The organism is Actinokineospora terrae (assembly GCF_900111175.1).
GTDB classification, from domain to species: domain Bacteria; phylum Actinomycetota; class Actinomycetes; order Mycobacteriales; family Pseudonocardiaceae; genus Actinokineospora; species Actinokineospora terrae.
In genome coordinates, this window is sequence record NZ_FOGI01000011.1 from 249,353 (window position 1) to 262,541 (window position 13,189).

At 70.7% G+C, this 13,189-nt stretch carries 11 protein-coding genes; 8 read left to right on the top strand and 3 right to left on the bottom strand.

Annotated elements, in window-relative coordinates; all coding sequences use genetic code 11:
- The first annotated feature begins 3 nt into the window (after positions 1 to 3).
- The 3 genes from BMY07_RS25225 (at position 4) to BMY07_RS25235 (ending at position 5,591) form a co-directional block, all read left to right on the top strand.
- Entirely contained in the window at positions 4 to 2,355 is a 2,352-nt protein-coding gene (locus BMY07_RS25225) for a Tex family protein (protein WP_092783584.1), read from the top strand.
- Between the two features lie 433 nt (positions 2,356 to 2,788).
- On the top strand, positions 2,789 to 3,391 hold the full coding sequence (locus BMY07_RS25230; protein WP_092783587.1) for a LutC/YkgG family protein: 603 nt from the start codon (positions 2,789 to 2,791) through the stop codon (positions 3,389 to 3,391).
- A gap of 292 nt (positions 3,392 to 3,683) precedes the next feature.
- A complete protein-coding gene (locus BMY07_RS25235; RefSeq protein ID WP_245782644.1) occupies positions 3,684 to 5,591 on the top strand; it encodes a Calx-beta domain-containing protein in 1,908 nt (635 codons plus the stop codon).
- An 80-nt stretch (positions 5,592 to 5,671) separates the two neighbouring features.
- On the opposite strand, the gene BMY07_RS25240 is transcribed toward BMY07_RS25235, so the two are convergent.
- The 3 genes from BMY07_RS25240 to BMY07_RS25250 form a co-directional block, all read right to left on the bottom strand.
- Complete coding sequence (locus BMY07_RS25240; protein WP_092783594.1) at positions 5,672 to 5,875, bottom strand: cold-shock protein; 204 nt, start codon at positions 5,873 to 5,875, stop codon at positions 5,672 to 5,674.
- Between the two features lie 161 nt (positions 5,876 to 6,036).
- Positions 6,037 to 6,426: a hypothetical protein gene (locus tag BMY07_RS25245; RefSeq protein WP_092783597.1), complete on the bottom strand. Its 390-nt coding sequence runs from the start codon at positions 6,424 to 6,426 to the stop codon at positions 6,037 to 6,039.
- Between the two features lie 9 nt (positions 6,427 to 6,435).
- Positions 6,436 to 7,008, bottom strand: coding sequence for a TetR/AcrR family transcriptional regulator (locus BMY07_RS25250; protein ID WP_245782645.1), 573 nt, complete (start codon positions 7,006 to 7,008; stop codon positions 6,436 to 6,438).
- Between the two features lie 49 nt (positions 7,009 to 7,057).
- Between BMY07_RS25250 and BMY07_RS25255 the strand changes: the two genes are divergently transcribed.
- The 5 genes from BMY07_RS25255 to ctaD all read left to right on the top strand — a co-directional run bounded on the left by BMY07_RS25255 (position 7,058) and on the right by ctaD (position 12,871).
- On the top strand, positions 7,058 to 8,128 hold the full coding sequence (locus BMY07_RS25255) for an FAD-dependent monooxygenase (protein ID WP_092783600.1): 1,071 nt from the start codon (positions 7,058 to 7,060) through the stop codon (positions 8,126 to 8,128).
- Positions 8,129 to 8,211: 83 nt separating this feature from the next.
- Positions 8,212 to 8,853: a M50 family metallopeptidase gene (locus BMY07_RS25260; RefSeq protein WP_092783824.1), complete on the top strand. Its 642-nt coding sequence runs from the start codon at positions 8,212 to 8,214 to the stop codon at positions 8,851 to 8,853.
- A 93-nt stretch (positions 8,854 to 8,946) separates the two neighbouring features.
- Positions 8,947 to 9,594, top strand: a complete 648-nt coding sequence (locus tag BMY07_RS25265) for a TetR/AcrR family transcriptional regulator (protein WP_092783603.1) — start codon at positions 8,947 to 8,949, stop codon at positions 9,592 to 9,594.
- A 117-nt stretch (positions 9,595 to 9,711) separates the two neighbouring features.
- Entirely contained in the window at positions 9,712 to 10,953 is a 1,242-nt protein-coding gene (locus BMY07_RS25270) for an aldehyde dehydrogenase family protein (protein WP_092783606.1), read from the top strand.
- A gap of 142 nt (positions 10,954 to 11,095) precedes the next feature.
- A complete protein-coding gene (gene ctaD, locus BMY07_RS25275; protein WP_092783609.1) occupies positions 11,096 to 12,871 on the top strand; it encodes an aa3-type cytochrome oxidase subunit I in 1,776 nt (591 codons plus the stop codon).
- Positions 12,872 to 13,189 lie beyond the last annotated feature (318 nt).

Sequence of the window (13,189 nt, forward strand, 5' to 3'; positions counted from 1 at the left end):
CCGATGACCACAGCAATCCACCAGCGCATCGCCGAGGAGCTCGGGGTGCGCGAGCGGCAGGTGGCCGCCGCCGTCGAGCTGCTCGACGGGGGCTCGACCGTGCCGTTCATCGCCCGCTACCGCAAGGAGGTCACCGAGGCGCTCGACGACACCCAGCTGCGGACCCTGGAGGAGCGGCTGCGCTACCTGCGCGAGATGGAGGAGCGCCGCACGGCGATCCTCGACTCGATCCGCGAGCAGGGCAAGCTCGACGACGCGCTCACCGCGCAGATCATGGCGGCCGACTCGAAGGCGCGCCTGGAGGACATCTACCTGCCGTACAAGCCCAAGCGGCGGACCAAGGCGCAGATCGCGCGCGAGGCCGGCTTGCAGCCGCTGGCCGACCAGCTGCTCGACGACCCCACGCACGACCCGCGCGAGGTGGCCGCCGGGTTCGTCGACGCGGACAAGGGCGTCGCGGACGCCGGGGCGGCGCTGGAGGGCGCGCGGGCGATCCTGGTCGAGCGGTTCGCCGAGGACGCGGACCTGATCGGTGAACTGCGCGAGCGGATGTGGACGCGCGGGGTGCTGGTGTCCAAGGTCCGCGAGGGCAAGGAGGAGGACGGGGCGAAGTTCTCCGACTACTTCGACTTCTCCGAGCCGTTCGGGCGGCTGCCGTCGCACCGCGTGCTGGCGATGCTGCGCGGGGAGAAGGAAGAGGTCCTCGACCTGGCCCTGGAGCCGGACCCCGACGCGGACCCGACCGCGATGCCGCCGGTGCGCAGCGACTACGAGATCCGGATCGCGGCCCGCTTCGGCGTGGCCGACCGGGGCCGCGCGGGCGACAAGTGGCTCTCGGACACCGTGCGCTGGGCGTGGCGCACCCGGATCCTGGTGCACCTGGGCATCGACCTGCGCTCGCGGCTGCGGCAGAACGCCGAGGACGAGGCCGTCCGGGTGTTCGCCACCAACCTGCGCGACCTGCTGCTGGCCGCGCCAGCCGGGACCAGGGCCACGATGGGGCTGGACCCCGGTTTCCGCACCGGCGTCAAGGTGGCGGTGGTGGACGCGACCGGCAAGGTGGTCGCGACCGACGCGATCTTCCCGCACGTGCCGCAGCAGCGCTGGGACCAGTCGCTGGCCACGCTGGCGAAGCTGGCCGCCGAGCACCGGGTCGAGCTGATCGCGATCGGCAACGGCACCGCCTCGCGGGAGACCGACAAGCTCGCCGGTGAGCTGATCAAGAAGTTCCCCGAGCTGAAGCTGACCAAGGTCGTGGTGTCGGAGGCGGGCGCGTCGGTGTACTCGGCGTCGGCCTTCGCCTCGCAGGAGCTGCCGGGGATGGACGTGTCGCTGCGCGGCGCGGTGTCGATCGCCCGGCGGTTGCAGGACCCGCTGGCGGAGCTGGTGAAGATCGACCCGAAGTCCATCGGCGTCGGGCAGTACCAGCACGACCTGTCCGAGGTGAAGCTGTCCCGCTCGCTCGACGCAGTGGTCGAGGACTGCGTGAACGGCGTCGGCGTCGACGTGAACACCGCGTCCGCCCCGCTGCTGACCAGGGTGTCGGGCATCGGCGCGACGCTGGCCGAGAACATCGTGGCCCACCGCGACCAGCACGGCCCGTTCCGCACCAGGAAGGGCCTCAAGGACGTGGCCAGGCTCGGCGCGAAGGCGTTCGAGCAGTGCGCGGGCTTCCTGCGCATCCCCAGCGGCGACGACCCGCTCGACTCCTCCAGCGTGCACCCCGAGTCCTACCCGGTGGTCCGCCGCATCCTCGCCTCGACCGGCGGCGAACTGCCCACGCTGATCGGCAACACCGCGAAGCTGCGGTCACTGCGCCCCCAGGACTTCGTCGACGACACCGTCGGCCTGCCCACCGTCACCGACATCATCGCCGAACTCGAGAAGCCCGGCCGCGACCCCCGTCCCGAGTTCAAAACCGCCACCTTCGCCGACGGCGTCGAGAAACTCGGCGACCTCCGCCCCGGCATGACCCTCGAAGGCGTGGTCACCAACGTCGCCGCCTTCGGCGCCTTCGTGGACATCGGCGTCCACCAAGACGGCCTCGTCCACGTCTCCGCCCTCTCCCACAACTTCGTCAAAGACCCCCGCGAAGTAGTCAAGTCCGGCGACGTGGTCCGCGTCAAAGTCCTGGACATCGACATCCCCCGCAAACGCATCTCCCTGACCCTCCGCCTGGACGACGACCTCCCCACCCCCGGCACCCCCACCCAACCCCGCCGAGGCGACAACAACCCCTCCCGCCCCCGCCCCGCCCGCACCAACCAACCCAACCCCCGCTCCCGCCAGTCCACCCCCCCACCCCCCACCGGCTCCCTAGCCGACGCCCTCCGCCGCGCCGGCTACAAAGACTAGGCAGGGAGTAGAAGAAGGGAACGGTGGAAAGGGTCGGCCCCAACCGGTAGGGACTGCGCGACTCGGTAAGGACTATGCGAAGTTGGCCAACCACACGCCCCTCTGAAACGTTGGCCGACAAGCGCCCCTCTACGACGTTGGCCCACCACGCGCTCCTCGGAGTCGCTGGTGCCAGGCTGGCTCGATGGGGCGGACTTGTTTTGTGTGGGGGGACGGCACCCGTAGCGTCGCTCACCGTGGCAGGGCCTGCTTGTGGGCCCCTGCTTTGTGGTTCTGCCCGGGTGTCGTAGGGGCCCCGCGCAAAACAAGTTCGCCCCATCGAGCACAGCTCGAAACTCGCGCCCAGGCCAATGCCGAAGGCGAGGCCCCATCCATCGACGCCGCAGGCGAGACCGAGAGCCGCAGAACCCCAACCAGCGACAAGGCGACCCCCATGACCGCCCGCGACGAGATCCTCCGCCGTATCCAAGCAGCCCTCGGCAACGACAGACACGACATCCACGTCCCCACCAACTACCGCACCCAAGCACCCAAAGGCACCGACATAGTCGAACTCTTCGCAAAAAGAGCCGCCGACTACCGCGCCGAAGTCCGTCGAATCACCCGCGACATAGCCGCCGAGGTGCGACAGGTAGTGGCCGAGCGAAAAATCACCACCATCGCCGTCCCGACAACCTTCCCCGAGCACTACCTGACCGACCTCAAAGCAGACATCAAACGAGACGACCCACCCCTCAGCGCCGCCGACCTCGACCACACCCAAGCAGTAATCACCGAATGCGCCACCGCCATAGCCGAAACCGGCACCATAATCCTCGGCGCCGACCAAGGCAGGCGAGCCCTCACCCTCCTCCCCGACACCCACATCTGCGTAGTCCACACCGACCGCATCGTGGGCACCGTCCCCGAGGCACCGGCAGTCCCCACCCCCGCCACCTGGATCAGCGGCCCCTCCGCCACCAGCGACATCGAGCTGCACCGCGTCGAAGGCGTCCACGGCCCCAGGACCCTCATCGTGCTGCTGGCAGCCCCATGAGCACCGAACCCCACCGGGTGCAACGTCGCGCGCCCACCACACCCACCGCGGGTTCGTGAACCGCTGACGTGACTGGGTGTCGCACTGTCCACAGTGGTGGGACGGCGCTACTCGTCCAATGTGGTCGGAACCGGCGTGGACGCAGACGGTCCGTCATCATCGGAGCTCGGGCCGTAGCTCGATGGTATGGGGGTCATACCCGGAATGGTGGTCTGTGCGGCTGCCCATTGGCGCGGTGGCGGCGGCACGCCCACGATCGGATGGGGGATACCGCCATCCGATTGGAGGATCTGTGCGCACACTGCGGAAACCGCTCGCGCTCGCTGTCGTCGTCGCCACGGTGACCACAGGGCTCGCCGCCGTCCCGGCCACCGCGGCGCCACCGGGCGTCACACCCTCCGTTGTGGACGTCGTGCTCACCCCGGGCGGGTCGACGACCATCGCCAAGGCGGTGACCACCCCGTCCATCCCGGTCAACCCCGACGTCGTGTTCCTCGCCGACACCACCGGCAGCATGACCGCGGCGATCGCCAACGTGCGGTCCAATATCGGCAGCCTGGCAGGCACGATCCTCACCGAGCAGCCCACCGCCCGGTTCGGCGTCGCCGAGTACAAGGACATCAAGGACACCATCCCGTACCGGGTCAACCTCCAGCCGACCGCCGACATCGCGGCCGTGCAGGCGGCGACCACGCAGTGGGTGGCGGCCGGCGGCGGTGACTTCCCCGAGGACAACATCAACGCCCTGTACCGGATGGCCACCGGCGACGTGAACTTCCGCGTCGGCGGCGCCCGGGTGATCGCCATGTTCGGTGACGCCCCCTCGCACGACCCCAGCGGCGGCCACACCCTCGACGAGGCGATCGCGGCGCTGCAGGCGGCGAACGTGCGCGTGATCGCGGTCAACTCCTCCGGTCTCGACAGCAAGAAGCAGGCCACCGCCCTGGTCAACGCCACCGGTGGGGTGCTGATCAACAACGTGGCCTCCAGCGCCGTCCCGCAGGCCATCCTCGACGGGCTGCACGGCATCAGGGTGACGGTCAGCCCGACCGTGCAGACCTGCGCGCCGGAGTTGACCGTCAGCGCGACCCCGGTCACCTCGGCCACCGCGGCCAGCGGCCAGGTCGTCGCCTTCACCGAGACCATCACGGTGAGCCCGAGCGCGGCCCCCGGCAACTACAGCTGCGTGGTCGACTACCTGGTCGACGGCGTGTCGCTCGGCTACACCCAGTCCACCACGGTCCGGGTGCTCGGGCTGTCGATCAACGACATCACCGTGCAGGAGCCGCGGGTGCTCGGTTCCGGCTCCGCGGTGTTCGCGGTGACCCTCAACGCCGCCTCGCCGTCGCCGGTCACCGTCAACTACGCGACCACCGCGCTCACCGCGACCGCGGGTGTCGACTTCACCCCGGTGTCGGGCACGGTGACCTTCGCCCCGGGTGAGACGTCGAAGACGGTCACCGTCCCGCTGATCGGTGACCTGCTCGACGAGGTGTCCGAGACGTTCCGGGTGACGCTGTCCGGCGCGACGGGGGCGGGGATCGTCAAGGCGGTCGGCACCGCGACCATCCTCGACGGCAACCGCAACGGCAGCTACACCTGCCAGGCGACCGCCGCCAAGCTGGTCGCGCTCGGCGTGGTCGGCGCGACGGCCGCCGTGGCGAACACGGCCAACGACCCGTGCGCCGAGGCCACCGCGACCCTGATCAACGCCTCGCTGCCCAGCGGCATCCTGACGGTGATCACCGGCGACGTCAGCAGCACCACGAACCTCACCCCGGACGACCAGTCGGTCCTCCCGGTGGCCGGTGACAGCGTGGTGTCGACCGCTGATGTCAGCAGCACCACGATCACCCTGCTCGGTCTCGCCAACATCCAGGTCGGCGCGGTCACCGCGTCGGCGGGCTACACCTGCACCGCTGGCCCCGGTGGTGTGCTGACCCCGGTGTTCAGCGCGTCGTCGAACGTGGCGTCGCTGCGGGTCAACGGCCTCAACGTCGCCGTCGGCAGCGGCACGCTGGTCATCCCGCTGGTGGTCGGCCAGTTGCGGATCAACGCCACCACCGTCGACGCCAACGGCCAGTACACCCGGCAGGCCTTCGCCCTGGACACCTCGGTGGCCACGGTCGTGCTCGGTGAGGCCAAGGTCGGCCTGAAGGGCACCGCGCTCAACCCGACCGCGAACCCCTGCGTCGCCTGATGGTCCGGTAGTGGTGGTCCGGTAGTGGGGAAAGGCCCCGTCCCGAGTCCCGGGACGGGGCCTTTCCGCTTCGTGTTCGATCAGACCGCGGTCACGCCGGTCGCCTGCGGGCCCTTCGAGCCCTGGCCGACCTCGTAGCGCACCTTCTGGTTCTCCTCCAGCGTCCGGAAACCGGCCGTCTGAATCTCCGAGTAGTGCACGAACACGTCAGCGCCGCCGTCGTCGGGGGCGATGAAGCCGTACCCCTTCTCCGAGTTGAACCACTTGACGGTGCCCTGGGCCATGCTTGTCTCCTAGCCGTCCTGCTGGAGGGTGACCGCTGGTGCGGACATCCCAGCCGCCCACCCGTCCCCGACGTCCCAGGCGGGCGTCACGGGGGCGATGCGAGCGACCACAGCCAGTCAACCACAACAGACCGACAACGGGGAGGAACCCGCGCTGGGTCTTACTTCCGCCCGCGCGAGCGCCCCGCGGCCAGCGCCGACAGCGCGCACAGCCCGGCCCAGATCCCGGCCACCAGCGCGGACTTGCGGCGCGCGTCGGCGTCGGGCAGCCCGGTGCCGAACCCGACCGCGTCGGCGATGTCGGCGCTCACCCGCACCGCGATGGCCGTGCGCAGCGCCGTTCCCGCGGGGGCGACCGCCATCGCCAGCCCGGTGGCCACGTCCCTGACGCCGATGCTCCTGGTCAGCACCGCCACCCCGCGCGCGGGTTCGCCGGTCAGCGTCACCAGTCCGGTCGGCTTGGCCATCAGCGCCGGTCGGATCGTGACGGCGGCGCCGTAGGCGGCGGTGGCGAGCCCGAGGGCGCGCGGGATCCAGGTCAGCTTGGCCATGCCCGCAGGTTACCGAGGTGGGTCGCCCAGCACCCCTCGGAGCGCCTCGGCGAACGAGCGCCGGAAACCCTCGGCGTCGAGCGGGACGGCGCCCGCGCCCGCGATCCGGTCGAAGATCATCCCGTCCAGGAACGCGACCAGGGCGCGCCCCTGCCGGTCCGGGTCGGTCGCGCCCGCCGCCGTGAGCAGCGCCGAGGCCAGCACCCGGTACCGCTCGCCGACCGCGACCAGCGTCGCCCGCAGTTCGGGCCGCCGGGTCGCCTCCAGCGACAGTTCGTACCTGGCGACCATCCGCGCCCGGTGCACCGTCACCGAGCGCTCGGCCATGCCCGCCATCACGTCGGCGAGGCGGTCGGCGGAGATCCGCTCCGGCAGCGGGGTCACCGCGGCCAGTTCGTCGGCGTCGAGGTCGGCGAGTCGCTCGACGGTGGCGGCCAGCAGCGCGTGCCGGGTGCGGAAGTAGTACGAGCACGAGCCCTCGGGCAGCCCGGCGGCCCGGTCGACCGCGCGGTGGGTCAGCCCGCGCAGCCCCTCGGCGGCGAGTGTGGCGATCGCCGCGTCCGCGATCTCGTGGGTGCGCACTCTACGAGTGTAGAGTGCTCTACAGGTGTAGAGGGCGACTGGAGGAGACATGCGCACAGCGGCGGTGGTCGGCGGCGGGATCGCGGGCCTGGCGACGGCGATCGGGCTCGGCGAGCGGGGCTGGCGGGTGTCGGTGTTCGAGCAGGCGGCCGGGTTCGCCGAGGTCGGGGCCGGGATCTCGCTGTGGCGCAACGCCCTGCGGGCCCTCGACGCGCTCGGCGTCGGCGACCGGGTGCGGGCCAGGGGCGCCAATCCGGGTAACGGTGGCCTGCGGGACAAGCGCGGCCGGTGGCTGGCGGCGTCCTCGGCGGCCGACCTGGTGATGATCCACCGCGCCGACCTGCTCGAAGTCCTGCTCGGCGCCGTCCAGCCCGAGGTGCTGCGGCCAGGCACCCCGGTTGACCGGCTGGCGGTCGTGGACGGCAAACCGGTCGTCAACGGGGAACGGTTCGACCTGCTCGTGGGCGCTGACGGCCTCCACAGCACCGTCCGCGCTACCTTCTGGCCGGACGCCAAGCCGCCGCGCCCCGCCGGGCACACCGCGTGGCGCATGGTCCTGCCCGCCAAGGGAGTCACACCTAGCGAGACCTGGGGTGACAGGCAGGTCTTCGGCATCTTCCCCATGAGCGCCGACAGGGTCTACGCCTATGCAGCCGCGGTAGCTCCACCGAACACCGTCTTCCCTGAAGGGGACCTCGCCGAACTACGACGCCGCTTCGCGGACTGGCACGACCCGATCCCCAGCCTCGTCAATGCCGCCGAGACCGTGCTGCGCCACGACCTCTACTACTTGCCGGACCTGTCGACCTATGTTCGCGGCCCGGTCGCCCTCGTCGGCGACGCCGCTCATGCCATGACGCCCAACATGGGCCAAGGCGGCTGCCAGGCACTAGAGGACGCGGTGACCCTCGCGGCCACAGTCGACGACCTCGCCCACTACGACGCCCTGCGCAGGCCGCGTTCGCAGCGCATCGCCCACCGCTCGCGCAGCACCGGCAAGTTCGTCCACAGCGGCGCTCCCTGGCGCGACACCCTGGTCCGGTTGCTGCCGTCGAGCCTGGCCACCAAGGCCGTCGACCGGGCACTCGACTGGTACCCGCCGGTCACCACCCCGGCTTGAGGGAAGATCGTGGGGTGCAGATAGCCGCGACCAAGGACCTCTGGCAGCAGATCTTCGGTGACCAGTGGGAGCCGCCCGCGACGATGGTGCTGGTCACCGCCGGGGCGGCGCTGGTGCTCGTCCTGGTCAACGCGCTGTGGCGACCCGCACGCAACGTGATCACCATCGTGCACGAGGCGGGCCACGCGCTGATCGCCCTGCTCGCAGGCCGCAGGCTCACCGGCATCCGGCTGCACTCGGACACCTCGGGCGTCACCGTCTCGCGCGGCAAGCCGGAGGGCCCGGGGATGGTCTGCACCGCGCTCGCCGGGTACGTCGCGCCGTCGCTTCTCGGCCTCGCCTTCGCCGCCCTGCTGGGTACCGACCGGGTGACGGCGGTGCTGGTGATCTGCGCGGTCCTGCTCTTCGCCGTGCTGATCATGATCCGCAACGCCTACGGGGTGTTCTCCATCGTGGTCACCGGCGCCGTGCTGTTCGGCGTGTCCTGGCTGGCCACCGACGAGGTCCAGGCCGGATTCGCCTACCTCATCGCCTGGTTCCTGCTCCTGGGCGGCCTGCGCCCGGTCTTCGAGCTCCAGGCCAAGCGCAGGCGCGGCCACGCCCGCGACTCCGACGCCGACCAGCTGGCCAGGCTCACCGGCGCGCCCGGCTTCTTCTGGGTCGGCACCTTCGCGATGGTCAACACCGGCGCGGTGCTGCTCGCGGCGGGGTGGCTGCTGCTCTAGCGTGCGACCGCGCTCGGCGTTCGCCCGTTGGGCGTGTCCTCACCGGCACCTCGCGCGTTGTGCTCGGCAGGACCCCACCGAAAGGTCGACACCATGACCGAGGCACAAGGGCGACCCCAGCGACGCACCCAGCGCGAGCGCCGCGAGGCCACCGTGGGCAAGCTCGTCGACGCCACCATCGCCGCCATCTCCGAGGTCGGCTACGCCAAGGCCTCGGTGCAGGAGATCTGCCGCCGCGCGGGCGTGTCCCACGGTGGGCTGTTCCGGCACTTCGAGACCCGGCTGGACCTCGTCGTCACCGTCACCGAGGAGGTCGGCCGCCGCCAGATCGCCGGGTTCGTGGCCAAGGTGCACCCGTTCTTCGCCCAGCCGGGTGACCCGGCCGGGTCCGAGGACTTCGTGGAGGTGCTGCGGGCCATCCGGGAGGCGTCCCGGTCGCCGCTCAACATCGTCTGGTTCGAGCTGCTGCTGGCCGCCCGCACCGACGACGAGCTGCGCGCCCGCCTCGCCCCCACCATCGAGGCCTACTCCAAGGACATCTACCTCACCGCGCTGCGCATCCCGGCCATCGCCGCCCAGCCGGACGAGATCCGCCAGGTCGCGGTGTTCACCGGCCTGCACATGTTCGACGGCGAGACCTTCGTCAACGCCGTCTACCCGCGCCCCGACCTCGACGAGAAACGCCTGCGCTTCGTGGCGGCCTTCTATGCGTCGACCCTCACCGGTAGGACGGACAGTTAGCGCTGGTTGTCGGGCAGCGTCGACCCTCGCCGCTGCTCCGGAACGCGACGGTTAGCGCAGGTGGGCCATGCGGCAGACTCCACGCCAAGTCAGGCCCACCTGCGAAGGGATCGATCCGTGTCCGACCAGCCCACCATCGGCGAACTCGTCTCCGCGTGCGCGACCAGGGCGTTCGCCGCGGCGCCGTCGCTGGCGGGTGCGGACGACGAGACCATCGACAACGCCATCGCCGAGATCGCCGCCCGGCTGTCCTCCGCCCGGGCCAAGGTCCTCGCCGCCAACGCCGAGGACGTCGCCGCGGCCGAGGCGGCGGGCATGAGCGGTGGCCTGCTCGACCGGCTGCGCATCACCGAGGAGCGGCTGGCCGAGATGGCCGAGCAGCTGCGCCTGCTCGCCTCGGTGCCGCACCCCGAGCGGTCCCGCGAGGTCCGCGCCCTCGACGGCGGTCTGCGCCTGGTCGAGCTGACCCGCCCGGTCGGCGTCATCGGCGCCAACTACGAGGCCAGGCCGAACGTCACCGTCGACATCGCCTCCCAGCTGGTGAAGTCCCGCAACGGCGGCGTGCTGCGCACCGGCTCCGCGGCCCTGCGCTCGGCGACCACCCTCATCGAGCACGTCGTCGCCCCCGCGCTGTCGGACGCGGGCCTGGACCCCGACGCCATCCAGCTCGTGCCCAGCCCGGACCGCGAAGCTGCCGGCGCCCTGGTCGACCTGCCGCACCTGGTGCCGCTGGTCATCCTGCGCGGCAGCGGCGAGAGCACCCGCGAACTGGGCCGCCGCGCCGCCGCCTCCGGGGTGCGCACGCTCGCGCACGCCGATGGCGGGGGAGTCCTCTACTACGACACCAAGGCCGACCCGGCCGTCGCCGAGGACCTGATCACCCGCAGCCTCGACCGGCTCGGCGTCTGCAACCGGCTCAACCTGCTGCTGGTCCACCGCGACGTCTACGACGCGGCGCTGCCCGGCATCCAGGCCGCCCTCGCCGCCGCGGGCGTCACCGCCTCGCTGCCCCCGCACGACCACGCGGTCGGCTACGAGTGGGCGCTGGACTCCGACCGCGAGGCCACCGTGACCGTCACCCCGGTCGACGACCTCGCGCACGCCGCCCGCGTCGCCAACACCGAGACCTCCGGCCTGGCCGCGGGCATCGTCACCGCCGACCGCGCGCGGGCCGAGCAGTTCATCGCCGCGTACACCGGAACGGGTGTCTTCTGGAACGCCCCCACCCGCCTGCTGGACGGCTTCAAGCTGCTCGGCGTGCCGGAGACCGGGATCAACATCGACCGCGTCCCCGGCCCCCGCGGCCCGGTCACCTTCACCGACCTGACCCTGCGCCAGTACGCCGTCCTGCCGGTGTGAGCTGGGCAACTGCTGATCGACAGTTGTCCACAGCACACCGTCCCCACCCGAGCCCAGGCCCACCACCGGGGCTACGATCCCCCCAACGGGCCGATCTGCCGGTCCGCCCGAGGACGCCCACCACCAGCAGCAGGAGGCAGGAGTGACGGCAGTAGCCCCGCAGCCGATCGCCACGCGGCCCTACCCGGCGCGCGAGACGGCCAAGGGTTCGTACCTGCTGCGGCTGTTCCGCACCACGGACCACAAGCAAATCGGCATCATGTACCTGGTCACCTCGTTCGCCTTCTTCATGGTGGGCGGCGCGATGGCCATGCTGATCCGGTCCGAGCTCGCCGTTCCCGGCCAGCAGTTCCTGTCGCAGGAGCAGTACAACCAGCTGTTCACCATGCACGGCACGATCATGCTGTTGCTCTACGCGACGCCGATCCTGTTCGGGTTCGCCAACTTCGTGCTGCCGCTGCAGATCGGCTCGCCGGACGTGGCGTTCCCCCGGTTGAACGCGTTCTCGTACTGGCTGTACCTGTTCGGCGGCCTGATCGTCATGTTCGGGTTCCTGACCCCGGGCGGCGCCGCCGACTTCGGCTGGTTCGCCTACACCCCGCTGTCGGACAAGATCCACTCGCCCGGCGTCGGCGCCGACCTGTGGATCACCGGTCTCGCGGTCGGCGGTCTCGGCACCATCCTCGGCGCGGTCAACATGCTGACCACCATCGTCTGCCTGCGCGCGCCCGGCATGACCATGTTCCGGATGCCGATCTTCACCTGGAACATCCTGATCACCAGCGTGCTGGTGCTGCTCGCGTTCCCGATCCTCACCGCGGCCCTGTTCGGCCTGCTGGCGGATCGACAACTCGGGGCGCACGTGTTCGACCCGGCCAACGGCGGCGTCATCCTCTGGCAGCACCTGTTCTGGTTCTTCGGCCACCCAGAGGTCTATATCGTCGCCTTGCCCTTCTTCGGCATCGTCTCGGAGATCTTCCCGGTCTTCAGCCGCAAGCCGCTGTTCGGCTACCGCGGCCTGGTCTACGCGACCCTGGGCATCGCCGCCCTGTCGGTCACCGTGTGGGCGCACCACATGTACGCCACCGGCGCGGTCCTGCTGCCGTTCTTCTCCTTCATGACGTTCCTCATCGCGGTCCCGACCGGCGTGAAGTTCTTCAACTGGATCGGCACGATGTGGAAGGGGCAGCTGACCTTCGAGACCCCGATGCTGTTCAGCGTCGGCTTCCTGGTCACCTTCCTCTTCGGCGGCCTCACCGGCGTGCTGCTCGCCGCCCCGGCGATCGACTTCCACGTCTCGGACACGTACTTCGTCGTCGCGCACTTCCACTACGTGCTCTACGGCACCATCGTGTTCGCGACCTTCGCGGGCATCTACTTCTGGTTCCCGAAGATCACCGGCCGGTTCCTGGACGAACCGCTGGGCAAGCTGCACTTCTGGACCACGTTCATCGGCTTCCACGGCACGTTCCTGGTCCAGCACTGGCTGGGCAACGAGGGCATGCCGCGCCGCTACGCCGACTACCTGCCCACCGACGGCTTCACCACGTTGAACATCGTCTCGACGATCGGCGCCTACATCCTGGGCGCCTCGACGCTGCCGTTCATCTACAACGTGTTCAAGAGCTACCGGTACGGCGAGATCGTCACCGCCGACGACCCGTGGGGCTACGGCAACTCCCTGGAGTGGGCCACCAGCTCCCCGCCGCCGCGGCACAACTTCACCGAGCTGCCCAGGATCCGCTCCGAGCGGCCCGCCTTCGACCTGCACTACCCGCACATGCGGCAGGCCACCGAGGCGGACAAGTACGTCGGCCTGCTGGGTGGCCACGGCCACAAACCGGCCCCTTCCGAGGTCATTGCCGAGAAGATGAACACCGACGAGATCTCGAAGGGCGACCCCACGTTGCCCAATTGAGCGAACCCGGCCGCCCGGCGTCGACCGAGCGGGACCGGTGGAAGGACTGAGACGGGTGGAGCCCAGGCGCGCGAGCTGCCTTCGCTCCACCCGTTTCCGCGTTCCCGGAAGATCCACTGTGGACTTCCCGGCCCGGTCGGCGGCAGCCGAGGACGTCTGCCACGTGCGCCGACCCGGCTCCGCTCACCCGATTCCCGCGCCGAGGGCAGCCGACGACGCCTGCCACGGCCGCACCGGCCCCGCCGGGAACCGCAGGCACCGCACCCGCCGTGACCCGGCCGAGGGACGTGCCACCATCCGCACAACGCCCAGTCACCC

Coding starts and splice junctions, on each gene's coding strand:
- BMY07_RS25225 (WP_092783584.1), top strand. CDS start 4: ATGACCACAGCAATCCACCAGCGCATCGCCGAGGAGCTCGGGGTGCGC.
- BMY07_RS25245 (WP_092783597.1), bottom strand. CDS start 6,426: ATGGCCAAGCTGACCTGGATCCCGCGCGCCCTCGGGCTCGCCACCGCC.
- BMY07_RS25255 (WP_092783600.1), top strand. CDS start 7,058: ATGCGCACAGCGGCGGTGGTCGGCGGCGGGATCGCGGGCCTGGCGACG.
- BMY07_RS25265 (WP_092783603.1), top strand. CDS start 8,947: ATGACCGAGGCACAAGGGCGACCCCAGCGACGCACCCAGCGCGAGCGC.
- BMY07_RS25240 (WP_092783594.1), bottom strand. CDS start 5,875: ATGGCCCAGGGCACCGTCAAGTGGTTCAACTCGGAGAAGGGGTACGGC.
- BMY07_RS25230 (WP_092783587.1), top strand. CDS start 2,789: ATGACCGCCCGCGACGAGATCCTCCGCCGTATCCAAGCAGCCCTCGGC.
- BMY07_RS25260 (WP_092783824.1), top strand. CDS start 8,212: ATGGTGCTGGTCACCGCCGGGGCGGCGCTGGTGCTCGTCCTGGTCAAC.